General features: G+C 71.9%; 19 protein-coding genes. 8 read left to right on the plus strand and 11 right to left on the minus strand.

Going from position 1 to position 22,611, the window contains the following annotated elements:
* Window positions 1–56 precede the first annotated feature (56 nt).
* A complete protein-coding gene (locus ACFWWU_RS18345) occupies window positions 57–1,730 on the plus strand; it encodes an amidohydrolase (protein ID WP_384146204.1) in 1,674 nt (557 codons plus the stop codon).
* Window positions 1,731–1,913: 183 nt separating this feature from the next.
* Here the strand turns inward: ACFWWU_RS18345 and ACFWWU_RS18350 are convergent, their stop codons facing one another.
* The 3 genes from ACFWWU_RS18350 to ACFWWU_RS18360 all read right to left on the minus strand — a co-directional run bounded on the left by ACFWWU_RS18350 (window position 1,914) and on the right by ACFWWU_RS18360 (window position 3,524).
* Complete coding sequence (locus tag ACFWWU_RS18350; protein WP_384146206.1) at window positions 1,914–2,588, minus strand: DUF305 domain-containing protein; 675 nt, start codon at window positions 2,586–2,588, stop codon at window positions 1,914–1,916.
* A gap of 112 nt (window positions 2,589–2,700) precedes the next feature.
* Complete coding sequence (locus ACFWWU_RS18355) at window positions 2,701–3,093, minus strand: DUF6153 family protein (RefSeq protein WP_384146209.1); 393 nt, start codon at window positions 3,091–3,093, stop codon at window positions 2,701–2,703.
* 86 nt (window positions 3,094–3,179) lie between these two features.
* Window positions 3,180–3,524 carry a tetratricopeptide repeat protein gene (locus tag ACFWWU_RS18360; RefSeq protein ID WP_384146212.1) on the minus strand — a complete coding sequence of 115 codons (345 nt, stop codon included), beginning with the start codon at window positions 3,522–3,524 and terminating at the stop codon, window positions 3,180–3,182.
* Between the two features lie 103 nt (window positions 3,525–3,627).
* On the opposite strand from ACFWWU_RS18360, the gene ACFWWU_RS18365 reads away from it, so the two are divergent.
* Complete coding sequence (locus ACFWWU_RS18365; RefSeq protein ID WP_384146215.1) at window positions 3,628–4,593, plus strand: pirin family protein; 966 nt, start codon at window positions 3,628–3,630, stop codon at window positions 4,591–4,593.
* Window positions 4,594–4,774: 181 nt separating this feature from the next.
* Here the strand turns inward: ACFWWU_RS18365 and ACFWWU_RS18370 are convergent, their stop codons facing one another.
* From ACFWWU_RS18370 to ACFWWU_RS18390, 5 genes are all read right to left on the minus strand, one after another.
* Window positions 4,775–5,788, minus strand: a complete 1,014-nt coding sequence (locus ACFWWU_RS18370; RefSeq protein ID WP_384146218.1) for a DUF5954 family protein — start codon at window positions 5,786–5,788, stop codon at window positions 4,775–4,777.
* A gap of 55 nt (window positions 5,789–5,843) precedes the next feature.
* Window positions 5,844–7,682, minus strand: a complete 1,839-nt coding sequence (locus tag ACFWWU_RS18375; protein ID WP_384146221.1) for a hypothetical protein — start codon at window positions 7,680–7,682, stop codon at window positions 5,844–5,846.
* A 13-nt stretch (window positions 7,683–7,695) separates the two neighbouring features.
* Window positions 7,696–9,240, minus strand: a complete 1,545-nt coding sequence (locus ACFWWU_RS18380) for a patatin-like phospholipase family protein (RefSeq protein WP_384146224.1) — start codon at window positions 9,238–9,240, stop codon at window positions 7,696–7,698.
* Window positions 9,237–10,934, minus strand: a complete 1,698-nt coding sequence (locus ACFWWU_RS18385) for a GMC oxidoreductase (RefSeq protein WP_384146227.1) — start codon at window positions 10,932–10,934, stop codon at window positions 9,237–9,239. Before ACFWWU_RS18385 ends, ACFWWU_RS18380 begins: the two co-directional genes overlap by 4 nt.
* 119 nt (window positions 10,935–11,053) lie before the next feature.
* Window positions 11,054–12,202 carry an AI-2E family transporter gene (locus ACFWWU_RS18390; protein ID WP_384146229.1) on the minus strand — a complete coding sequence of 383 codons (1,149 nt, stop codon included), beginning with the start codon at window positions 12,200–12,202 and terminating at the stop codon, window positions 11,054–11,056.
* A gap of 328 nt (window positions 12,203–12,530) precedes the next feature.
* Here ACFWWU_RS18390 and ACFWWU_RS18395 point away from each other — a divergent pair, with 328 nt between their 5' ends.
* The gene (locus tag ACFWWU_RS18395) at window positions 12,531–13,721 is read left to right on the plus strand and encodes a cytochrome P450 (protein ID WP_384146232.1); all 1,191 of its coding nucleotides are present in this window, start codon (window positions 12,531–12,533) and stop codon (window positions 13,719–13,721) included.
* A gap of 21 nt (window positions 13,722–13,742) precedes the next feature.
* Here the strand turns inward: ACFWWU_RS18395 and ACFWWU_RS18400 are convergent, their stop codons facing one another.
* Window positions 13,743–14,150 (minus strand): MerR family transcriptional regulator, encoded by a 408-nt coding sequence (locus ACFWWU_RS18400; protein ID WP_384146235.1) that lies wholly within the window; start codon window positions 14,148–14,150, stop codon window positions 13,743–13,745.
* A 49-nt stretch (window positions 14,151–14,199) separates the two neighbouring features.
* Between ACFWWU_RS18400 and ACFWWU_RS18405 the strand changes: the two genes are divergently transcribed.
* Complete coding sequence (locus ACFWWU_RS18405; RefSeq protein WP_384146238.1) at window positions 14,200–15,084, plus strand: NAD(P)-dependent oxidoreductase; 885 nt, start codon at window positions 14,200–14,202, stop codon at window positions 15,082–15,084.
* Between the two features lie 42 nt (window positions 15,085–15,126).
* On the opposite strand, the gene ACFWWU_RS18410 is transcribed toward ACFWWU_RS18405, so the two are convergent.
* The gene (locus ACFWWU_RS18410; RefSeq protein ID WP_384146241.1) at window positions 15,127–18,207 is read right to left on the minus strand and encodes a BTAD domain-containing putative transcriptional regulator; all 3,081 of its coding nucleotides are present in this window, start codon (window positions 18,205–18,207) and stop codon (window positions 15,127–15,129) included.
* Window positions 18,208–18,409: 202 nt separating this feature from the next.
* Here ACFWWU_RS18410 and ACFWWU_RS18415 point away from each other — a divergent pair, with 202 nt between their 5' ends.
* From ACFWWU_RS18415 to ACFWWU_RS18425, 3 genes are all read left to right on the plus strand, one after another.
* Window positions 18,410–18,958 carry a hypothetical protein gene (locus tag ACFWWU_RS18415; protein ID WP_384146244.1) on the plus strand — a complete coding sequence of 183 codons (549 nt, stop codon included), beginning with the start codon at window positions 18,410–18,412 and terminating at the stop codon, window positions 18,956–18,958.
* Between the two features lie 38 nt (window positions 18,959–18,996).
* Window positions 18,997–20,544 (plus strand): PQQ-binding-like beta-propeller repeat protein, encoded by a 1,548-nt coding sequence (locus tag ACFWWU_RS18420; protein WP_384146247.1) that lies wholly within the window; start codon window positions 18,997–18,999, stop codon window positions 20,542–20,544.
* A gap of 144 nt (window positions 20,545–20,688) precedes the next feature.
* Entirely contained in the window at window positions 20,689–21,408 is a 720-nt protein-coding gene (locus ACFWWU_RS18425) for a thioesterase II family protein (RefSeq protein ID WP_384146250.1), read from the plus strand.
* A 21-nt stretch (window positions 21,409–21,429) separates the two neighbouring features.
* Here the strand turns inward: ACFWWU_RS18425 and ACFWWU_RS18430 are convergent, their stop codons facing one another.
* Window positions 21,430–21,723: a DUF6296 family protein gene (locus ACFWWU_RS18430; protein WP_384146253.1), complete on the minus strand. Its 294-nt coding sequence runs from the start codon at window positions 21,721–21,723 to the stop codon at window positions 21,430–21,432.
* 231 nt (window positions 21,724–21,954) lie between these two features.
* On the opposite strand from ACFWWU_RS18430, the gene ACFWWU_RS18435 reads away from it, so the two are divergent.
* The gene (locus ACFWWU_RS18435) at window positions 21,955–22,563 is read left to right on the plus strand and encodes an HPP family protein (RefSeq protein ID WP_384146256.1); all 609 of its coding nucleotides are present in this window, start codon (window positions 21,955–21,957) and stop codon (window positions 22,561–22,563) included.
* The last annotated feature ends 48 nt before the right edge of the window (window positions 22,564–22,611 follow it).

A 22,611-nucleotide genomic window follows, 5' to 3' on the forward strand; every position in this document is an offset into this window, starting at 1 on the left:
TCGCGTCTCCCCACCCCTCCGCACCACACTCGTACGTACATCACGGAGCCACCCGCATGAACAGCACCACCGCCGCGACCCCCGCCCCCGCCGACCTCGTCCTCCTCGGGGCCCGCATCCACACCGTCGACCCCGCGCTCCCCGAGGCGCAGGCCCTCGCCGTCCGTGCCGGCCGCATCGTCTGGATCGGTTCCGACGCCGGAGCCGCCGCCTGGACGGGGCCCGGCACCCGGGTGCTCGACGCCGGAGGCCGGCTCGTCCTGCCCGGCTTCGTCGACGCCCACAACCACGTCCGCCTCGGCTCGGACGACGCCTGCGTCCAGCTCGCGGGCGCCCGCACCCTCGACGCCATCCACGACCGCATCCGCTCCTGGCACCTGGCGCACCCCGACGCCGAGTGGATCGAGGCGGAGGCCTTCGACTACTCGGCCGTCCCCGGCGGACGCATGCCCACCGCCGCCGACCTCGACCCGGCCACCGGCGACACCCCCGCCGTCGTCCTCAGCTACGACGTGCACACCGCCTGGCTCAACACCGCCGCCCTCCGGCGACTCGGCGTCGACCGCGACCACACCGACCTGCCCTTCGGCCGGGCCGTCACCGATCCGGCCACCGGCGAACCCACCGGATTCGTCAAGGACTTCGCGATCAAGGGCCTCTCCCGCGACGGCCACCGCGCGCTGCGCGAGCTCGGCGTGCCCTGGGCCTCGCCCGACCGGCAGTACGGCCGGCTCGCCAAGAGCCTCGACGACGCCATCGGCTACGGCATCACCACCGTCGTCGAACCCCAGAACTCCCTCGACGACCTCGCCCTCTTCCAGCGCGCCCGCGCCGAGGGCCGGCTGCGCTCGCGGATCGTCGCCGCCCTCTTCCACCCGCGCGGCACCACCGACGCGGACCTCGACGCGTTCGAGGCCGCGGCGAAGGAGTTCGCGGACGACCGGCTGCGGGTCGGCCCGCTGAAGCTGTACATCGACGACGTCGTCGAACCCCGCACGGCCGCCCTCCTGGAACCGTACGCGGGCTGCGCCCACCACCGCGGCGACACCTTCTACCCGCCCGAGGAGTTCGCCGAGCTCCTCACCCGCCTCGACGCGCGCGGCTTCCAGTGTTTCGTCCACGCCACCGGCGACCGGGGCATCCGCACCGTCCTCGACGCCGTCGCCCGCGCCCGCGCCGCCAACGGGCCGCGCGACGCGCGCCACCAGATCGTCCACGTCGAGTGCCTCGACCCGGCCGACACCCCCCGCTTCGCCGAACTCGGCGTCGTCGCCTGCATGCAGCCCCGGCACGCCGCCCCCGACATCGCGGGACCCGGCAAGGACTGGGCCGAGAACGTCGGCCCGGACCGCTGGCACAAGGCCTGGCCGCTGCGCAGCCTGCGCGGGGCCGGGGCGGTCCTCGCGCTCTCCAGCGACTGGAACGTCGCCGAGATGGACCCCATGGTGGGCATCCACGCCGCCGTCACCCGCCGCCCGCCCGGCGGCGGGGAGAGCTGGACTGCGGGCGAGACGATCGACGTCGCCGCCGCCGTCGAGGGCTACACGATGGGCTCGGCCTACGCCAACTTCCTGGAGGACGAACGGGGTTCGCTGACGGTGGGCAAGCTCGCCGACTTCGTCGTCCTCTCCCGTGACATCCTCCGCGTCGCGCCCGAGGAGATCCCGGGCACGGTGGCGGAGACGGTCGTGGTGGGCGGCGAGGTGGTCGTGGAGCGCCGCGAGGGGTGAGGACCGGGCGGGGTATCCGCTGGGGTCAGTACCCGCCGGGGGCCAGTGGCCGTCCTTCCCCGAGGTCACCGTGACCCGCCGCTCGAAGGTCGGCCCGCCGTCCCGCGACTCGTACACCCCGTCCCGGGTGGCGGCGAGCAGCCGGCGGGCGGCCGGCCCCGGTGCGGGACCGGCCGCTCGCGGTCAGAGCCGGTCGAGGATCTTCCGCAGCTCGGCGATCTCGGCGGACTGGGTCCGGACGACGTCGTCGGCGAGCTTCTTCGCCGAGGCGTTCCGGCCGTTCTTCTGCTCGTCCTTCGCCATGTCGACGGCGCCGTCGTGGTGGGCGATCATCAGCTCGGCGAACTTCCGGTCGAAGGCCTCACCCTTGACGGCCGCCAGGTCCTTCATGTCCTGCTCGGACATCATCCCGGCCATGCCGTGGCCGCTCCCGCCCCCGGAACCGTGACCGGCACCGGCGGACTCGGGCTTGCCCCAGCCCTTGAGCCAGGCCTTCATCTTCCGGATCTCCGGGTCCTGCGCCTGCTCGATCGCGGCGACGAGCTTCTTGACCTCGGGGTCCTCGGCCCGGCCGGCGGCGAGCTTCGCCATCTCCAGGGCCTGCTCGTGGTGGGGGATCATCATCTGGGCGAACATGACGTCCGCGTCGTCGAAGGCCCCGGGCGCGGCGGCTTCGGTCCCGGCGGCGGACGCTTCGGCGGAAGCGGAGGCCGTGGCGGAGGCCGTGGCGGACGTCCCGCCGTGGTCCATGCCGCTCATCTTGTCGTCCGTTCCGCAGGCGGCGAGCAGGAGCCCGGTGGCGGTGACGACGCCGGCGAGGGCGAACTTCTTGGCGGTGCGACGTGTGAAGGTGCGCATGGGAGTGATACCTCGTGTGCTGTCCGTACGGAACGGGTGTCCGTACCGGCGGGAAAAGGGCAGGTCGAAGGCGTTCACGGGCAGCGCGAGGCGCCCGCGGTGGCGGTACGGCCTAGATCCGCAGGACGGACAGCAGGGCGAGGTCGGGAGGTCTGCGCGGCGGCGCGTGGGGTCCCAGGGCGGGGATGAGCCGCGCGAGGACGACGGTGAGCCATTCGGGGCGTCGGGCCAGGGCGGCCCGGACGAGCCCGGCGAGGAGCCAGGCACCGAGAACGGCCACGCACAGCGTGGTCATGTCCATCCCCGTACCGGGGTCGTGTCCCGCGTCGGAGCCGGCGCCGCCGGCGCCGTGCGCGCCGGGCTCCGGGGTGGAGTGGTGGGCGGCAGCGGTGGTCTCCGTCGTACCGCCGGAGCCCTCGGGGTGGCCGACGGCGTGCATCAGGAACACCCCGAGCGCGAGCACGACGACGAGCAGGAGGTGCGCCAGGGCACCTCCTGCTCGCATGCCGCGCTCTCCGCGGGCCGCCCGACGTGTACGCAAGACCAGGACCTCCTGGCGCGACCATACCGTGCGGGGGTATCAGAACGGCGTCAGGACGGGGTCTCGCCCGCCATCGCGGCGGCCATCCGCAGGTGCGGCGCGGCCTCGTCCGGGCGCCCCTGGCGCTCCAGCGTGCGCCCGAGCATCAGCCGCGCGTAGTCCTCGACGGGGTCGCGGTCCAGGATGGCCCGCAGCTCGGTCTCGGCCCGGGCGAGCTGCGCGGAGTGGTAGTAGGCGCGTGCGAGGAGGAGCCGCTGGGCCGTCTGCTCCGGGTGCTCGGCGACGAGGCCGCGCAGGATACGGACAGCGGTCCCGTACTCCTTCGCGTCGAAGAACAGCCGCGCGCGGTCCCAGCGTTCCCCGGCCGTTCCGAACTCGTAGTACGTGTCGCTCACTTGCTCTCCCCTTCCGGCTTCCCGGATCTGCCACTCTGTGTGACGGTCGACCAGGTCAACAAGCCTGGATGGTTGAACATTCCACTACGATAGGTTGAGCGTCATGAGCAATCTTGATCGTCAGGCCGCGTTGACGGTGTGCGGTGGCCGCGGCTTCGTCGTCGCCGAGCCCGTACGCGAGCTCCTCAGCCCGCGGCGCGTCCAGCTCGGGGAGTCGACCGAGGTTCGCCGGCTGCTCCCGAACCTCGGTCGGCGGATGGTCGGCGCCTGGGCGTTCGTCGACCACTACGGTCCCGACGACATCGCCGACGAGCCGGGCATGCAGGTCCCGCCCCACCCGCACATGGGGCTGCAGACCGTGAGCTGGCTTCACGAGGGCGAGGTCCTGCACCGCGACTCCACCGGCAGCCTCCAGACGATCCGCCCGCGCGAGCTGGGCCTGATGACCTCGGGCCGGGCGATCTCCCACTCGGAGGAGAGTCCCCGCCCGCACGCCCGCTTCCTGCACGGCGCACAGCTCTGGGTCGCGCTCCCCGACGCCCAGCGTCACGTGGAACCCCACTTCCAGCACCACGCCGACCTGCCCCGGGTCACGGCCCCCGGTCTCACGGCCACGGTGATCCTCGGCGCCCTCGACGGCGCCGCCTCGCCCGGCACCACGTACTCGCCGCTCGTCGGCGCCGACCTCACGCTGGCGGCGGGCACCGAGACGAGCCTCCCGCTGGAGCCCGACTTCGAGTACGCGGTCCTGTCCATGTCGGGCGAGGCCCACGTCGACGGCGTACCGGTCCTGCCCGGCTCCATGCTGTACCTCGGCTGCGGCCGCACCGAGCTGCCCCTGCGCGCCCTGTCGGACGCGGGCCTGATGCTTCTCGGCGGAGAGCCGTTCGAGGAGGAGATCGTCATGTGGTGGAACTTCATCGGCCGCACGGACGAGGAGATCCGCGAGGCCCGTGAGGCCTGGATGACCAGCGGACGCTTCGGCGAGGTGAAGGGCTACGACGGCGACCGCCTCCCTGCCCCGGAGGTCCCGGCGACACAGCTGAAGGCCCGCGGGCGCGTGCGCTGACCGGCGATCGAGGGCGCTCCTGCCCCGGCGGGCGTCACTACGTGCCCCTGGTCTCTGTGGCGTCCGCCTTTCGGGGCCTCGGTGGCGACTCGGCGCCCTGCGATGCGGGCTCCGCGGCGCCACCGGTGGTCTCGTACCGCCGTACCGCGTCACCCGTGACGTCGGACCGGCCGATGTGACGTCACTCGTCGTAGTGCAGGGTGCCGTCCTCGTCCATGCGCGGGTGCATCTTCGTCGGCTCGTACTCGTCGACGTCCGAGGGGCGCGGCCCCTCCGGCCCGTCGGGGCCGAACCGCACCATCCGCTCGACGCGGCAGATCCGGAACTCCCGGCCGTCCACCCATGCTTCGTCGGCGCGCCCGGCGGCCCTGAACAGCTCGCCGGCCCGTCGGTACCGCTCCCGTTGCTCGTCGCCCCACTCGTACACCCTGGCCCACAGGTCGGTGAGGTCGTCGTACAGCTCCCGCCGTGCTTCGTGCGGCGTCGGCGCCAGAGAGCCGTGCGGCCGCCAGCCGTCGCCGGCTCGCTCCACGCTGCCGAAGGTGGTGGGCAGCAGGGCGATGTCCGGATGCGTGGTGACCGCCTTCCGGGAGTCGGCCCGGACGTCGGCGGGGTAGCGCTCCCCGGTGTAGTGGAACTCCCGCAGCCCGATCCGCAGGGCCTCCGTCATCACCCCGCGCACCTTCTCGGGGTCGAGGACGACATCGGTGTCGGGGGAGCGGCGGGCACCGCGCTGCCGCTCCCAGACCCGGAACACCGGCTCCGGATCGGTGGGGCGCGGCGGTTCGAGAGTGTCGTCGCCCGCGCGCGCGAACTCGTCGGCGCGCACGATCCGGTACGTCGTGCCCAGCACGTCGACCTCGTCGACCGGCTCCCGTTCGAGGACGCGCACGGCCGCGAGGAGTGCGCGCCGCACCGTCGGGTCGTCGGTGTCGTCCTTGGCCCAGAAGAAGAACTTCGACTGCAAGCTGTCCCGCGACTCCTGTGGCATTCCGGCCCGTACCGGCACCACCACGCGCCACGCGCCCCCGGGTTCTCGTGCCGCCACCCCGAACAGCGAGCCGCGAACGGCGAGCTGGGGATACCGCGCGACAGCCTCGACGGCGTCGGCCTCGGTGACCCAGGCGACGGGGTCACCCCCCTGCATCAGCCGCGCGTGCGCATCGTCGAGCCGCTGCTTCCAGTGCTTGTCCATGCACACATGGTGACGCCCGGGTCCGGTGACCGGTGCGGGAATCGGCCAGGTGCGCTCAGTCGGGCGCTCCGTGCCGTGCGATCACCACGGGATCTTCGATGAGCTTCACGGTCGGCGGCGTACCGGGTACCGGCCGGACCCACGAGGTCGGGGTGTCCGCGACGTCGTCGAGGAGCCAGTCCCGGCAGGTGCCGTCGAGTGCCAGCGGGTAGAGCGTGAGGGTGCCGTCCGGTGCGATGTGCATCCGGATGAAGCCCGTGCTGTCGTCGATGGACTGGCCGGACATCTGCCAGTCGGCGACCAGGCCGTGGTTCGTCCAGAGCACCCACAGGGCGAAGACCTCGGAGCCGAGGAGGGCGCCCGTCACCGCGATGACGACCAGGGGGATCAGCAGCCAGAGTCCGAAACGCGAGGATGGCAGCGCCCAGACCACGGTGACGGTGATGGCCAGGACACCGACGGTGACCGCCAGCTGTAGCAGCGTGGCAACGATCGGACCGGCCATTCTCCGCGGCGGCCGTGCGCCCGCCGGTCGTCTTCCCCAGCCGAACAGGAAGGGCAGGGCGAAGAGAAGGGCGCACATGCCGACCATGCCGATCAGGTCGTGGGCGCCGGCACTCCGTACGGCGTCGACGGGATGCCTTCTCCCTTCGGCCAGCGCGAACGCGCCACTCGTCAGCAGGACGAGCACCAGCTGCACCACCCCGACCAGTACGCCGAACCAGGGATTGCGCCACACGAGCCAGTGCCGCGACAACGGGTTGGCGATCCCTCGGGCGAGCTTGCGGGACTCAGCCGCCGTGGGGTACGTGTGCGGGGCGAGGGCGAACGCCGCCGGAGGGTCGTCCCTCTCCCGCAGCCGCGAGGCGGTCGGCGGCAGCGACAGCGCGTCCGGGAGCCTGTGCGTGGAGGCCAGGAACGCGCCGCCCAGGCCGCACGTCACCAGCTGGCGCCGTCGGGGGTTCGTGGGCGGGGGACCGTCGGACGGGGGCGGGTCGTCGGGCAGCCGTTCCGCGTAGCGGGCGTAGTGGTGCTTGTCACCGGTCAGCCAGAGACGTATCGCCGCGCCCGTGTCCTCGCGTTGCCCGGTCGCCCGGTCGAGCCGGGTCCGGATGATGTTCCGGTCGAACCAGTGAAGGGTGTTGAAGGCGTCGGGATCCTCGTGGCTCTTGACCCAGGTGGGTGCGGCGGAGCAGACGATCACGCTGTCACCCGGCAGCAGCCGCGGCGAGAGGCAGGTCTCGAAGTAGCGCCGCTGCGGATCGTCGATGTAGGAGCCGAGCTGGCTGTCCAGGCCGACGAGCCACCAGCGGCGCGGCAGCCGCACCGCGAAGTAGCTCCGCGTCTGCCGGGTCTCCCAGCCGCCGATGGACCTCTCCTGGGCGAACATCCGCAGGAACGCGGTGAGTCCGTCGTACCAGTCGTGGTTTCCCGGCAGTGCCACCATGAGCGGCTGGTCGGGTGCCGACGGAAGCGCGGCGCGGTAGGGCCCCTTCAGCCGGTCCTCGTACGCCGTCGTCGATGCCACCGGATACACCTGGTCCCCGCCGAGGACGAGCAGCGAGCCCCGGGGACACGTGACGGCGGCGGAGACGGCGAGCTCGGGCGCTGCCAGCGCGGACGCCACCGAGTACGTCGCCTCGAAGCCGTCGCCGAGGTCGGCGACGAAGTCGATCCAGATCTCCTCGGCGTCGGGACGCGCCAGCGGCGCCTGGAGCAGCCCGGCCTGGAGCGCGCCCTGGATCTCGCGCTTGTCCGCGTAGCCGGCGAACACCGCGGCCAGCCCGACCTTGACCGCCGTACGTGCCAGTTCCGTCGGTGCCAGCCAGCGCACCGGGTCCCGCGGGGTGAAGCGGAGTTCCGCCGCGTGCCTGCGGAGCTTACGGACGTCCACGATGGCTCCTCGTTCACAGGGGCGACCAGGGCAGGACGTTCTGCGCGTACACGTCCCACAGCTTGCCGGAGAAGAAGCGTCCGAAGCGGCCCAGCGTGGTCACCCGGCCGGCGAGCGTCGGCGCTTCGACCCGGAAGGTGGTGAGCTGCTTCAGGAAGTCGGCCGGGCGGATGCGAAGGGTTCCCGTGGCCACCACCTGGGCTTCGGGCTCCTCGTCGATGCCGACGTGGCCACGGAGAACGCGGGTGTGGAGGACGGACGTGTCCTTCCAGATGCCTCGGCGGGAGTCCTCGTTGACGTCCTTGTGCCCGCTGAGGGTGAGGGGGTGACCGGCCCGGTCGCTGAAGAACAGGCGGTATCGCATTTCGAGGTGCTCGGGGTCGGACCGTTCCACGAAAAGCTGGAAAGTCCCTCGCGTGACCGGAAGGCGTCCGCCCAGAGCCTGGCAGACGATCTCTCCCCGCAGTGCGGCCTCATGCTCCGGGTCGACGAGGAAGCGGTCCATCCCCTGGATGGCGACGGTCACGTGCAGGGCCAGGTCGACGGCTGCTCCGTGCTCCGGCGACGGCATGTCCTGGACGTCGTGCTCGCCGAAGGCGACGCGTCCGACCATGCGTTCGGTGAAGCGCAGACTGGTGGGGTCGGGGCGGTCCGGAGGGGCGCCGGGCTTCCAGGGAATCTCCTGGTCGGTGCACCACTGGCGGGCGCGGTGGACACCGAGTTCCACGGCCTGGGCGAAACGGTCCCTGCTGAAGTTGACGAGGTAGTTCAGCGGGACCTCGGCGCTCAGGAGCCTGACGTCGATGAGACGTTCGAACTCACCGTGCTCGCCCGCGCGGATGGCCGCGTTGTTGGCCTCGATCCGGCGAAGCCAGTGCTTCAACTGGCCGTTGGCCGTCGTTTCGATGATGTGGAAGTAGTTGGCCACGAAGCCGTTCCGCCAGCGGTGCCGTCGGCTGACCGTCCAGATGATCCACAGTTCGTCGCAGCCTCTCCGGATCGCCTCCTCGACGTTTCCGTCCGTCAGGTAGACCGGGTCGATGTACGTCCTCCCGTCGATCACGACGGGAGGGAACCACATGGGCAGGGCCACCCCGGCACAGAAGCGGTCCTCGTCCATGCGGTCCGCGGTCACCGTCTCCAGCTCGTTGGAGGTGAAGTCGTAGAGGTTGAAGGTGGCTTCCCGGTCGGTGGCCCGGATCCTCTCCCAGTCCAGTCCCCAGTCCGGGAAGACACGACGCCGATAGCCGTCCAGGGTGAAGAGGGAACGCGCGTACGGTCCCTTCGGCAACTCGCGCCAGTTGGGGGTGACGCCCTTCAGGGGGGAGAGGGTGCGCCAGTTGTCCGCGATCTCGCGCCCGGACATCCCCTGGCAGTACATCGCGAGGTTGAACACGCCGCCGCTGGCGCCGTCGACGTGATCGAACCGCAACTCGGCCTCGTCGAGAAGGACTTGGAGGGCACCCGCCTGGAAGGCCACCTTCAGGCCGCCGCCGGCGAGGATGAGGGATCTGCGGGGGGACGCGTCGCGGCGCTCGCCGCCCTGGCCGGTCGTCATGAGGGCTCCGCGGAGTGCTGTCGGTGATCCTCGATGATGCGGTCGGCCGACCGGTCGGCCAGTGCCGCGATGGTGAGCGAGGGATTCGGGCCTACGGGACCGGGCATCACCGAGCCGTCGGCGATCGACAACCCCGGGTAGCCGTAGACGCGCCCGAAGGAGTCGACCACGCCTTCCTGCGCGTGGCGTCCCATCGGCGCGCCGCCCAGGGGATGCACGGTGATGAGGCGGTTGAGCCACCACAGGGGACTCGAGGCGTAGCGCCCGCCGATGGTGTGGGACACGCGCTTCATGGTCGTGTTCATCTGTTCGAAGTACGGACCCGAGGCGGTGAGGTCCCAGTCGAGGTCGAGATGCCCGTCCCGGAGGAACATCCGGCCGTTGGGGACGTCCCTTCCCATGCCGAGCAACGGCGCGGATGTCGCGGTGAACAGCCCCTTTCCCATGGCGTCGCCGAGCTGCCGCCCCACACGGCTCTTGGCCGTTCCCGTCAGCTGCGACCAGCCTCGCCGCAGCAGGAACCTCGCGACCCTGTTCGACATGGTGAGGACGTTGTGCTCGACGAGCCAGTTCAGGAATTCCGGGTAGCCGGCATCCTCGATGTAGAAGCCGCGGACGCTCTCGCCGTTCTCGTCGGCCTCCTCGCGGTCCACGCGCATCGCACTCGTGATGACCGGGCCGAAACTCGGCTCCAGCATGCGCGGCTCCGTCTCCCCGGGCCGGCCCTGGATCCTCTGCCGGGCTTTGAGGACCAGCCCGAGAAAGTCGCCGTTTCCGGAGAAATGCGTACCCAGCGCCGGACTGAGCGCGGGAAAGGCGCTGTGGTTTCTCAGCAGCAGATAGGTGGTGCCGAGGGTGCCGGCGGAGAGGACCAGCCGCTTGGCCCTGAGGGTGTGCCGCTCGGGGGACGCGTGCGGATCTCCGTCCCTGGCGGGGTCGTGCTTGATGTAGGAGACCAGGAACCCTTCCGGGACCGGTTCGAACGAGCGGACCTCGCAGCCGGTCCGGATGTCGGCCTGGAGCCGGTCCGCGGCGCTGAGGTAGGTGAAGTCGAGACTGTTCTTGCTGCCGAAGTTGCAGCCCAGGTCGCATTCGCCGACGAGCTTGCAGGTGAAGCGGGGGCTGTGATGGATGTTGTTTTCGCCGCCCGGAATGGGAGCGCCGGGTACGGCGGGGTCTCCGAACGAGACGGCCAGCTTCGGACGCTCCCACGGAAGGCCCAGCCGCGCCGCCGCCTGCTCCATGGCGAGGGTCTTGGGCGTGTCCTGATAGGGCTTCACATCGGACGGGTACCGCTGCGCACCGAGCATGGTCTCGACGCGCTTGTAGTACGGGTCGAGGTCCTTGCGTGTGACGGGCCAGTTCTCGTAGCCGCCGTCGAACGACTCGTGGACGAACCAGCTTTCCGGCTTGCGGATCAGTACGTTGGCGTAGATCAGCGAGCCCCCGCCGAGCCCGCTGGACACCAACGCGTCGAGCTTCGAGAAGCTCCACATGTCGTACATTCCGTACAAGTGGAAGTCCGGGTCCCAGAAGTTCTCGGCCGCGTCATGGGGGCTACGCGGAAAGGACCCGGGCGGGAACGGCTTTCCCCTTTCCAGCAGGCATACGCTCAGGCCGGCCTCGGCCAGCCGGAACGCGGTGACGGATCCGCCGAAACCGGATCCGACGACGACGGCATCGAAGACGTCCATGCTCGCCACCTCTAGAAGCGGAAGCTGATGCCTTGACTTCCCCCGCATGCGGTTGGTGCACGCACGACCCCCTTCAATGGTTCACCCGCGGGTCGTGACGCGCACGTCGAACCGCCGGACTACGCGGTCGCGGCCGGGTCGAGGGCCGGGCCGGCGGGCGGCTCGTCGGCCGTCGGTTCCGGCCGGGGCCCCGGGAGTTCCTGCCGGGGGTCGTCGAGCTCCTCGCGTACGTAGTTCCAGACCACCGCGATCAGCGCGGCCGCGGGGACGGCGAGCAGGCTGCCCACGATGCCCGCCATGCTGCCGCCGAGCGTCACCGCCAGCAGGATGACCGCCGCGTGCAGGCCCAGGCCGCGGCTCTGGAGCATGGGCTGGAAGACGTTGCCCTCCAGTTGCTGGACGACCACGATGAGGGCCAGCACGATCAGCGCGTCGGTCGGACCGTTCGACACGAGGGCGATGAGGACCGCGACGAGCCCCGCGAACAAGGCGCCGATGATCGGCACGAACGCGGAGACGAACGTCAGGACGGCCAGCGGAAGCACCAGGGGTACGTCGAGGATCCACAGGCCAAGGCCGATGAGGACGGCGTCGAGTAGGCCGACGAACGCCTGGGAGCGTACGAACGCGCCGAGCGTGTCCCAGCCGCGCGCGGCCACGACCGGGATGTCGGTGGCGAGCCGGCCGGGAAGCTGCCGGGTGAGCCACGGCAGGAAGCGCGGCCCGTCCTTGAGGAAGAAGAACATCAGGAACAGCGCGAGGAAGGCGGTGACCACACCGTTGAAGACGGTGCCGACCCCCGTCGCGACGGCGTTGACCATGCTGCCGATGCTGTCCTGGAGACGGGCGACGGCGGTGTCGAGCGCGCCGTTGATCTGACTGTCGCCGATGTTCAGGGGCGGCCCGGCCGCCCACTCGCGCAGCCGCTGGATCCCTGCGACCACGCCGTCGGCGAGTTCGCCGGACTGGGACGCCATCGGTACGGAGATCAGCGCGACGATGCCCGCGACGAGCAGGAGGAAGAGCACCGTCACCGTGGTCGCGGCCAGGGCGGGCGGCCAGCCGTGCCGCCGCAGGAAGCGGGCCGGCGGCCAGGTGAGGGTGGTCAGGAACAGGGCCGCGATCAGCGGCCACACGACGGACCACATCCGGCCCACGAGCCAGAGCGTCACCGCGGCCATCAGCAGCACGAGAAGCGATTCGGCGGAGACACGTGCGGCTGTCCGGAGCGCGCCGGCGGATTTCGTGGAACTCAACATGGGAGACATCCAAGCAGGCGGGTGCCTGGACGTGGGGGCGGGTACATGCGGGCGACGTGGCAGGGGCTTCGGGACGCCGTCGGGACCGATGCCGGCTGGGTGCCGAAGTCCGGGGAAGCCGCTCACGAGCAGGGCGCCCACGCGGAGGCCGCGGTCGCGCGCCTCTTGCCTTCGCCGTCAGCCATTGCAACGCATCATTGCATTCACCTCCAGCGCCATTGCATCAATTTCCCTTAATCTACCTGCATTAATGCGATTCTCGCGATTGACGATGATGTGAACGCAACGTAGCTTTCGTTAGGGGAGAACGAGCTGTGCCGAGAGATGAGGAATGGCGATGACCGAGACCGTCCACACCGTCACGACGCTGCCGACCGAGCGCCCGCCCGGCTGCCCCTTCGACCCGCCGGCAGAGCTCGTCGAAGCCCGCCGGCACGGCCCCATCAGCCGCTTCACCCACCCCGGCGGGAAACCCGGCTGGCTGATCACCGGATACGACCTGGTCAGGTCCGTCCTGGCCGACCCCCGGTTCAGCTCCCGCAAGGACCTCCTGAACGTGGTCGACTTCGAGATCCCGCCGGCCCCGCCCGGCGAGTTCCTGCTCATGGACGATCCCGACCACGGGCGCTACCGCAAGCCGCTGGTGGGCAAGTTCACCGCACGGCGGATGCGGCTGCTCACCGAGCGCGTCGAGCAGATCACCGCCGACTGCCTGGACGCCATGGAGGAGGCCGGCCCGCGGGCGGACCTGGTGACCGCGTTCGCCAAGCCCATCCCGACCATCATCATCTGTGAGCTGCTGGGGGTGCCGTACGAGGACCGGGACTCCTTCCAGGAACAGATCGACACGTTCATGGGCGGGGAGACCGGTGACGAGGAGCTGATCGCGGCCTACACCGCGACCCAGGAGTACCTCGCCCAGCTGGTGGCCGCCAAGCGCGCGAACCCCACCGACGACGTGCTCAGCGAACTCACCGACAGCGACCTCACCGACGAGGAACTGAAGGGCATCAGCCTGATCCTGCTGGCGGCCGGATTCGACACCACCGCGAACATGCTGGCCCTCGGGACCTTCGCGCTGCTGCGGAACCCGGAGCAACTGGCCGCGCTGCGCGCCGATCCCGCGCTCGTCGACCAGGCCGTCGAGGAGCTGCTGCGGTATCTGAGCGTCGCCAAGTCCTTCATGCGGACGGCGCTGGAGGACGTCGAGGTGGGCGGCCGGCTGGTCGAGGCCGGGACGACGGTCGTCCTCTCGTACAACACCGCCAACCGCGACCCCGAGCGCTACGCCGACCCCCATGTCCTCGACATCCGGCGGCAGTCCGGCGGACACGTGGCCTTCGGCCACGGCGTCCACCTGTGCCTGGGCGCGCAGCTGGCCCGTGTCGAGATGCGGGTCGCGTTCAACGCGCTGCTCGCCCGGTTCCCCACGCTGCGCCTGGCCGTACCGGCCGAGGACGTCGTCCTGCGTCCGGAGACCGCGGACATCTACGGGGTGAAGAGCCTCCCGGTCACCTGGGACGCGTGACCGGGAGCCGCGAGCACCCGTTCAGGAGGCGACGGGCCGTACGTCGGCATCCGTGAAGGGCGGGTAGCTCTCGCCGCCCACGCGTTCCGCCGCGTCGATGTAGTCGGCGAGGGCTTCGCGGGACTGGGCGAGCCGGTCCATCTCGTCGTCCAGTCGCCGCAGGCGCGAGCGCATCGCGGCCAACAGCTCGGGACACCCGGCGAGTTCCGGGGCCTCGCCGACCGCGCAGGGCAGCAAGTACGCGATGTCCTCGGAGGACAGCCCCGCTCCGAGCAGGTGCCGGATCTGCTTCACCCTCAGCAGGGCGCTCTCGTCGTACTCGCGGTAGCCGTTGGTGCCGCGGGCCGCACTCAGCAGGCCCTGGGCCTCGTAGTAGCGCAGCTGATGGGCGTTGACGCCCGCCCGACGACTGAGTTCCCCGATACGCATCGAAACCTCGCTTGACCTTCACACCGGTATCAACGTTGACGATGCTGCCATGAACAACACACCACACGCGCCCGTGACGGTCATCGGACTCGGACTGATGGGCCGGGCACTCGCCGGCGCGTTCCTGAAAGCAGGACATCCCACGACCGTGTGGAACCGCACGTCCGCCAAGGCCGACCCGCTGGTGGCCGCGGGGGCGCGGTCGGCGCCCACCCTCCGGGACGCGCTCACGGCGGCTCGCTTGACGATCATCTGCCTCACCGACTACGACGCCATGTACGAGCTGTTCGACGCGAACGACGTCACGTTGGACGGCACGACGCTGATCAACCTCACTTCGGGGAGCTCGGGCCAGGCACGCGAAGCCGCGGCGTGGGCAGCGCGGCAGGGCGCCCGCTACCTGGACGGCGCCATCATGGCCATCCCGTCGGGGATCGGCACCGCCGAGGCGGTGATCCTCCACAGCGGGCCCCAGCAGGTCTTCGAGGCGCACGAGCCGACGCTCGAAGCCCTCGGCACGGTGACCCACCTCGGCGCGGACCACGGCCTGGCGTCCCTGTACGACGTGGCCGGCCTCGCCATGATGTGGAGCGTCCTGAACGCCTGGCTCCAGGGCACCGCCATGCTCAGGACGGCCGGTGTCGACGCCGCGACGTACGCGCCGTTCGCGCGGCAGATCGCCGCAGGCGTGGCCGACTGGCTGCCCGGGTACGCCGAGCAGATCGACAAGGGTTCCTTCCCCGCCGAGGTGTCGGCGCTGGAGACCGACGCGCGGGCGATGGACCACCTGATCGAGGAGAGCGAGGCGCTGGGGGTCAACGCCGAACTGCCGAAGCTGATCAAGGCGATGGCGGACCGCGCGATCGCCGCCGGGCACGGCGGGGAGCAGTATCCCGTGCTCATCGAGGAGTTCGGCACACCCCGCACCGACTGACGGTCAGTCAGGCTGCCGGGGTGCCGGCACCCCGCCCGGCTCTCAGGAGCCGAGCGGGCCTCCCGGGTCGCTCAGGGGCTCCTCCCCGGGGTCGCCGGACTCCGGGGAGGTGCCGTTCAGCCCGTCGCGTGCCATCCCGTACTCCCGGGGGTGGTCGCCCGCCCCGGGCAGGGCGAGCGCGGTAAGGAACTCCTCGCGCGCCTCGGCGTGCCGGCCCGCCGCCGCGTACGTGCCGCCGAGGCGGATCCGGACGCCCATCTCCAGCCACGTGCTCGTGTGTCGGGTCAGCGTCGACAGCGCCTCGTGGTGGGTGTCCACGGCCGAGCGCAGATCCCCCTGTACGTGCTCCGCCGCGGCGAGCCGTGACAGACCCGCCGCGCGCAGCGGGAGATCCTCGGCCTCACGGGCCAGTTCGGCCGCCCGCCGCAGCAGGTCCGTGGCCTCCGCGTGCCGGCCGAGGGCCAGATGGGCGTCGGCGGCGAAGCACAGGGTGCTGCTGATCGTCCGCGGGCGGCCGTTCTTCTCGGCGAGGGCCAGCGCGGTGGCGTAGTGGTCCAGCGCCTGCTCGTGCCGTCCCTGCTGGGAGTGGATCGCGCCGAGGTTGCAGTTCGCCATCCCGGTCAGCCAGTCGTCGTCCAGACCGGACGCCCGTTCCACCGCTTCGCTCAGTCGGGCCAACGCCTCGTCGGTCCGGCCCAGCGGCCACGCCGCGGCGCCCATTCCGGCGATCGCCCGGGCCAGGTCCCGTGGATCGCCCTGGCAGCGGGCGTACCGCAGCGCTTCGGCGAACCAGTCGCCCGCCTGCCGGAACCTCCCCTGGTAGACGTCGACGATTCCCAGGCAGATGCGCAGCGAGGAGGGCATCCGTCGGTCGCTCGTCATGTCCGCGCAGGCCAGGGCGCGTTCCAGGGCGGTGCGGCACTCGTGGAAGTGGCCTTGGCGCGCCAGGTGGTCGACCAGGGCCTCGGCGATCCGGCAGGCGTGGTCGAACTCACCGGCGGCGGCCGCGAAGGCCACCGCGTCGACCAGGTCTCCGCCCGCCGCGTTCAGCCAGGCGGAGGCCTCACCCGCACCGGAGAACGGCGGCGGACCGGTGACGTCGTGGCCGGCGGGGAAGGCCTCCGGTCCCCAGTCGCTCGCGATACGGCCCGCCGCCGCGTAGAGCCCCAGGACGGCGGCTCGGTCCGCGGCGGCTTCCCGGGGCGCTGCGGCCGCGAGACGCCGCGCGTGCGCCCGTACGAGATCGTGCAGCCGGTAGCGGCCGGGATGCGGCTGCTGGAGCAGGCTCGCGTCGACCAGGTCCTCCAGGAGGGTCTCGGCGTCCTCATCGGACCCGCCCAGCATGGCGGCGAGGGTGCGGCTGTCGAAGCGGGCGGTCGGAGCCGAGCCCAACGCCCTGAATCCGCGCCGCAGTTCAGGGGGGAGCTGGTCGTACGACATCCGGAAGGCGGCCTCCACGCTGCGGTCCCCGGCCCGCAGCTCGCCGAGGCGGCGCGCGTCGTCGGACATCCGGTCGGCGAGGAAGGCCAGCGTCCAGGACGGGCGGTTCTGCAGCCGGGCGCTCGCGATGCGCAGTGCCAGCGGGAGGCCGCCGCAGCGCAGGGCGAGCTCGCGAGCGGCCTCGGGCTCGCGGTCCGCCCGGGACTGGCCGAGGAGCTCCCGGAACAGGCCGACGGCGTCACCGGAGCCGAGTGGCTCCACGGTGAGCCGGAGATCGGCGTCGAGGCCCGGCAGGCGGTTCCGGCCCGCCACCAGGACCCGGCTTCCCGGCCCGGCGGGCAGCAGCGGCCTGACCTGCTCGGCGCTGCGGGCGTTGTCCACGACCAGCAGCAGCCGCAGGCCGCTCGTCGCCGCACGCCACGCGGTGACGAGCTCCGTCACGTCGTCCGGGTCGACGGGTTCGCCCAAGTCGGGCGAGTCGTAGGGGAGTTCGGTACCGGACTCACGGACAGTGCGGAGCAACCGCCGCAGTGCCCGCTGCGGGCCGACGCTTTCATGGGCGGCGCCGTACGCGTGCAGGTCCACGAACAGGCACCCGTCGGGGTAGGCGTCGCCCAACGCCCAGGCGGCGCGCACCACCAGGGCGGTCTTGCCCACGCCCGCCGTGCCGTCGATCGTCATCACGGACACGGCACCGGGCGCCACGGGGGCGGTGAGCAGGGCGAGTTCCGCATCGCGGCCGACCAGGCAGGCGGTGTCGCCGGGCAGTTCATTACGACGGGGCTGGGGACGCGGGCGCGGCTGGGGTGGTGAGTCCTGGAGCGGGGTGTCCCCGCCCGCGTACGGGACGGCCGCGTGCGGATCCGCCGCCCGGCCGAGCAGCAGCTCGTCCTCCCGGCGGAGGACGGCCTGGTGGACACGGCGCAGCTCCTCGCCCGGTTCCACCCCCAGCTCGTCGAGGAGCCGCCGCCGCGTCTCCTGGTAGACGGCCAGCGCCTCGGCCTGCCGCCCGCTGCCGTACAGGGCGCGCATCCGCAGTGCGGCAAGCGGCTCGTCGTGAGGCCGTGCCGACGGCGCCGCCATGAGACCGTCCAGGGCGTCCGGATACCGCCCGAGCAGCACCAGGCACTCGGCGCGGTCCTGGAGCAGGGCGCGCCGCTGCCGGGCGAGGCGGTGCCGCTCGGTGTCGGCGAGCGGCCCCGGCAGACCGGGCAGGGGTTCGCCGCGGAGCAGCTCCAGGGCCCGGTCGACGTGGTCGAGGGCGCCGCCGAGGTCACCCGAGGCCTTCGCGCGCCGCGCGAGGCCGGCGTGCTCGGCGAGGTCGGCGAGGTCGGTCCTGGTCTCGCCCGGCACGAAGCGGTAGCCGCCGTGCCGTCCTTCGATCACCGACCGGGCGGGCCCGGCGCCCGGTGTGTCCAGCGCCTTGCGCAGGGCGTAGACGTAACTCGGCAGGACCCGGTGGCCCGTGCCCGGAGGTTCGGTTCCCCAGACGTCGTCGAGGAGCTGCCCGTACGTCACGAAGGCCGGCGCGCGCAGCACCAGGGCGGCGAGGACCGCCTGTCGCCGTATCGGGCCGAGTCCGATCGGCGTATCACCGCGCAGTGCCCGGACGGGCCCGACCAGCTCGATCCGCAGCCGTCCCCTCGCCCCGGCCGGAACCGCACCCGGCCCCCCTGCATCCACGCCCACTTCGAAGCCCCATGTCCCCGTGTTCCCTGCCCGCGCAGTTCTCCCAGTCTCCTGCATCAGCGGGATTTCATCCGCGCTGCAGAGCGCCTGTCCAGTGTGGGGCTCGTCATGTCGGGTGCCGACGGGCCGGGCGGTGAGCGGGAGCAGTCGGTCGGCGAAGAGCAGCCGACACACCGTCAAGAGAGGACATATCCTCATGTCGCATGCCCGTGGCACGTCCGGTGCACGGCCCACCCGCCGTCGCGGCCGATGGGAGCGTTACCGGGTCACCCATCCGTTCTCCGCGCAGGACCAGGCGGCCTTGTGGGGGTCGATCGTGGGTGTCGTGGCGCTGGCCGCGCTCCTCGGCTGGGCCCTCGACATGAAGGGCGGGGTCGTCATCGTCGCGGCGGTGCCCTTCATCATCGCCTCGTTCGAGAACCGCCGTACGGCGTTCCAGTTCGACGCGGCGGGCGCCCGGTTCGGCACGGTGGTCGTGCCGTGGACCGACCTCACCCAGTTCGTCGTGGTCACCCCGGCGGACGGACAGCGGGCGCTGATCGGGGCACGGTTCCGGCCCGGCGCGGCCCTTCCCGCGGGGGTGTCCGCCCTGGCGCAGGACCCTGCGATGCCCGCCCCGGTCCATGTCGCCGTTCCGCGTGCCAAGTTCGATCTCTCGACGATGGTCGACAAGGCGCGTCGCTACGCTCCGTCGCACCTCCAGATCGTGGTCGCCGACCCGTCCGGCGAGCGAGTCGCCTCCTAGTGGACAGCTCGACGACCGGTGGACAGCAGGGGAGTCCGATGCACCACCCGCCACAGCCCTGGTACCAGCCGCACCAGCCGCAGCAGCCGGTCCCGCACAACCCGTACGCCCCCGGGGGCTACCCCCCGCCGGAGCCGCCGCCCCGCCGCGGACGCTTCCGCAAGGGGCCGGTGCTCGCCACCGCCCTCGTCCTGCTGCTCCTGGCAGCGGGCGGAGGGGTGTACGCCGTCACCGAGGGCCGCTGGGGCAGGCCCGCCGCGCCCGTGGCCGACAAGGCGCCCAGCCCTTCGGCGACGCCGACACCCTCCCGTACCCCCGCCGTCGCCACGCCGACGCCGAAGAAGATCCCGACGTCGGAGGAGCTCAACGCGGGCCGCACGGCCGGAGACGCCACGGCGTGGATCGTCGACGACCGGACCGATCTGCCCCGACGTCACATCAAGCTCTACCCCCTGTGGATCGTCGGCGACACCGTCGTCCAGGCCGGGTACGAGAAGGTCACCGCCCGCCGCCTGTCGGACGGTTCCGAGGCGTGGAGCGTGCCGCTGCCGGCCTCGGTCTGCGAGGTACCGGCCAACCCGACCCCCGACGGCAAGATCGTCGTGGTCTACAAGAGCAACCGGGCCTGGACGGGGAACCGCTGCAACCAGCTCCAGATGATCGACCTCAAGACCGGCAAGGCAGGGTGGCGCAAGAGGCTCACCGAGACCGGCTCCATGGACGGCACCATCACGGTGAACAGCGCCATCAGCGGCGGCACCCTCGCGATCGTCCAGAGCATGAAGGCCGCCGCGTACCGGGTCGACACCGGCGCCAAGCTCTACGACATCCCGCTGGAGAACCCCGGGAAGTGCTACCCCGACAACCTCGCGGGCGGCCCCCGGCTCATCGTGAGCTCCACCTGTGCGATCAGCGTCGACCGCGGCAAGTCCTACCACCAGCTCCGTGAGCTCGACCCGCGCACCGGCAAGGTCCGCTGGCGCTACCGCACCCAGCCGGGCTGGCGAGTCGGGAAGATGCTCTCCGTCGAGCCGGTCGTCTTCACCACCTACCACCACGAGGACATCACCGGCAATTGGCGGGTCGTGGCGCTGAAGCCCGGCGGAAAGCTCCGTACCACCATCGACGCCCGGCCCAAGGGGTTCGCGTACTGCGCCGACGCGGGGGACTCGGGAGGGAACACGCAGCTCTGCCCCGGGACCGCCGTCGGCAAGGACATCGTGTTCCTGGGCGGCACCGACCGGGTCGGCGGCTACAGCCTCGACACCGGGAAGCTCGTCTGGGGCGTGAAGTCCGCGGACAGCACCCTGCACCCGTTGCGCGCGGACGGCGGCCTGTTCGCTCTCGTCTACGAGGCGCCCTCGGCGGACCGGCCGGGCGGGATCATCCGGCTCGGCCCGGGTGGCGCGGACACGCAGAAGCTGGTGCTCCGGCATCCCGTCACGGCCCGGTCCACGGAACGCGGCATGCTCGCCGGGCGCCTTGCCTATGCGAACGGCCGGATCGTGATCACGCCGTCGGGTGTGTCCGGCGACGACGCGAGGCACGAGGCCCGCATGCTGTCCTTCGCTCCCGGAGCCCCGTGAAGGGACCGGACTCGCTGACCGCTCCGTTCGGCGTACGGGAGCGGCGGGAGTACGGCAGAGTCGTGAACGGGAATCCGAACGGGCGCCCGAGCGAGGACACGAGGGGGAACAGTGGACGTCACATGGCTTCGGCGATTCGGTGGGGTGTCGCAGGGGGAACCGGAGGGAGGGGTCCGACTGGTCTGCTTCCCGCACGCGGGCGGCGCGGCCACCTCGTACGTGCCGTTCTCCCGCCTCCTGAGCCCCGCCGTCGACGTGCTGGCCGTGCAGTACCCGGGGCGGCAGGACCGGTATCGTGAGCAGCCGGTCGAATCCGTCACCCGGCTCGCCGAACTCGTCGCGGACGCCCTGGACCCGGCGGACGGCCGGCCGTACGCCTTCTTCGGACACAGCATGGGTGCGGTCGTCGCCTACGAGACCGCGCGCAGGCTCGCCGCGCGGTCGGCGCCCGGCCCCCTGCGGCTGTTCCTGTCCGGGCGGGCCGCGCCGGAGCCCCGGCCCCAGGCAGCCGACCGGATGAGCAGCGACGCCGACGTGATCGCGGCCATCCGGATGCTCGGCGGAACGGGCGCGGGCGTCCTCGACGACCCCGAGATGATGGAGATGGCCCTGCCGGCCCTCCGCGCCGACTACCGGGCCATCGGCGCGTACGCCTGGGAGCCGGGCCCGCCGCTGGACTGCCCGATCACCGTCCTCGTCGGCGACGCGGACCCCGTGGCCCCCGTCGAGCGGGCGGCGGCGTGGAGCGGTTTCACCGGCGCGGACACCGATCTGCGGGTCTTCCCCGGCGGCCACTTCTACCTCGACGGCCGCACCGAGGAGATCGGCGACGTGATCACCGCCGCGCTCGGGCTGCACGTCTGACGCACACCGTGGCGCCGCCGCTCACGGTCGGCGTGCCGCCGGCCCCCCGTCCCCGTGGACGGGGGGCTCTTCGTGCTCTCCCCGCTCGTCGGGCAGAGGCCGGACCGCGACGGTCTGAGCGGGTTCCTGGTGGCCGCCCGAGGCGAGGACGCGTACCTCGCCGCGGTCGCTGATCTCCGCTCGGATGATGCCCGTCGGGTCGGCGTACACGGGATGGCCCCCGGGCCCCGAGGCGAGGGTGCGCTCCACGATCACGACGTCCCGCGCCGAGCCCGTGCCGTCGGAGAACACCAGCTCGTACCTGAGTGTGTTCATTCAGCCCATTTTACGCCGGATGGGCGGAGGGCACCGCGTCGACCCCGCCCTCTCCGGCGCGAAACCGCTGGTTAGAGTGGTGATCGGTTGCGCCGCCGCATCAGGATCACGCGCATGACCGGGCCGACTGTCGATCACAGAGTCCCGTACGACCGTCTCCCCGACGTCTGCCCCGACCCCTGCCCCTGTCCTGCCCGGCCCACGGCCGCCCGCCCGGAAACACCGCATCACATGAGCACCGACGCCGCACCCCGGACCGAAACCGATCGCAGGGACTCCGCCGCCCCCGAGGACTCCACCGGCCCTACGGACTTCGCCGGCCCCGCAGCCCCGCCCCGCCCCCGCCTGCCGCGGATCGTCGGCCGGGCTCCGGCCCGCCCCGCACCCGCGGCCGCGTTCCACAGCGTCACCGCGGCGACGGCCGCCCTGCTGGGCCTCGTCGCGATCGGCGCCGCCATCCACGAGCCGGTACTGATACCGCCGTTGGCCGCCAGCGCAGCCCTGGTGCACTGCGCCCCCACGCTCCCCCTGGCCCAGCCCCGCAGCGTGGTCGTCGGCCACCTGCTCGGGGCCGCCGCCGGATACGCGGTCGCGACCGCGGCGGGCGGCAGCACCTGGGCCGCCGCCGTAGCCGCCGGTGTCGCCCTCGCGTTGACGACGCTGGCGCGGACGCCGCACTCGCCGGCGTGCGCGACCGCCGTCGTCATCGTGCTCCAGTCGCCCGCGCCCGGCCGGTTCGTTCCCCTCCTCTTCGGCGCCACGGTCCTGCTCGTGCTGACCGCCTTCACCGCGTCCCGCATCCGCCGCGGCGCACCCAAGTACCCCGCCTATTGGTGGTGAACGACCCACTTTCCGGCCGCTCCCGGGCCGTTGTCAGTGGGCGGGGAT

Origin of the sequence: Streptomyces sp. NPDC058650, from assembly GCF_042717315.1 — a bacterium.
In the GTDB taxonomy this organism is placed as follows: domain Bacteria; phylum Actinomycetota; class Actinomycetes; order Streptomycetales; family Streptomycetaceae; genus Streptomyces.

What these genes read in the sequence shown, in the direction of transcription:
- ACFWWU_RS18345 (WP_384146204.1), top strand. Translation starts at nt 57, where the DNA reads ATGAACAGCACCACCGCCGCGACCCCCGCCCCCGCCGACCTCGTCCTC.
- ACFWWU_RS18350 (WP_384146206.1), bottom strand. Translation starts at nt 2,588, where the DNA reads ATGCGCACCTTCACACGTCGCACCGCCAAGAAGTTCGCCCTCGCCGGC.
- ACFWWU_RS18355 (WP_384146209.1), bottom strand. Translation starts at nt 3,093, where the DNA reads ATGCGAGCAGGAGGTGCCCTGGCGCACCTCCTGCTCGTCGTCGTGCTC.
- ACFWWU_RS18365 (WP_384146215.1), top strand. Translation starts at nt 3,628, where the DNA reads ATGAGCAATCTTGATCGTCAGGCCGCGTTGACGGTGTGCGGTGGCCGC.
- ACFWWU_RS18370 (WP_384146218.1), bottom strand. Translation starts at nt 5,788, where the DNA reads ATGGACAAGCACTGGAAGCAGCGGCTCGACGATGCGCACGCGCGGCTG.
- ACFWWU_RS18380 (WP_384146224.1), bottom strand. Translation starts at nt 9,240, where the DNA reads ATGACGACCGGCCAGGGCGGCGAGCGCCGCGACGCGTCCCCCCGCAGA.
- ACFWWU_RS18385 (WP_384146227.1), bottom strand. Translation starts at nt 10,934, where the DNA reads ATGGACGTCTTCGATGCCGTCGTCGTCGGATCCGGTTTCGGCGGATCC.
- ACFWWU_RS18390 (WP_384146229.1), bottom strand. Translation starts at nt 12,202, where the DNA reads ATGTCTCCCATGTTGAGTTCCACGAAATCCGCCGGCGCGCTCCGGACA.
- ACFWWU_RS18395 (WP_384146232.1), top strand. Translation starts at nt 12,531, where the DNA reads ATGACCGAGACCGTCCACACCGTCACGACGCTGCCGACCGAGCGCCCG.
- ACFWWU_RS18400 (WP_384146235.1), bottom strand. Translation starts at nt 14,150, where the DNA reads ATGCGTATCGGGGAACTCAGTCGTCGGGCGGGCGTCAACGCCCATCAG.
- ACFWWU_RS18405 (WP_384146238.1), top strand. Translation starts at nt 14,200, where the DNA reads ATGAACAACACACCACACGCGCCCGTGACGGTCATCGGACTCGGACTG.
- ACFWWU_RS18415 (WP_384146244.1), top strand. Translation starts at nt 18,410, where the DNA reads ATGTCGCATGCCCGTGGCACGTCCGGTGCACGGCCCACCCGCCGTCGC.
- ACFWWU_RS18420 (WP_384146247.1), top strand. Translation starts at nt 18,997, where the DNA reads ATGCACCACCCGCCACAGCCCTGGTACCAGCCGCACCAGCCGCAGCAG.
- ACFWWU_RS18430 (WP_384146253.1), bottom strand. Translation starts at nt 21,723, where the DNA reads ATGAACACACTCAGGTACGAGCTGGTGTTCTCCGACGGCACGGGCTCG.
- ACFWWU_RS18435 (WP_384146256.1), top strand. Translation starts at nt 21,955, where the DNA reads ATGAGCACCGACGCCGCACCCCGGACCGAAACCGATCGCAGGGACTCC.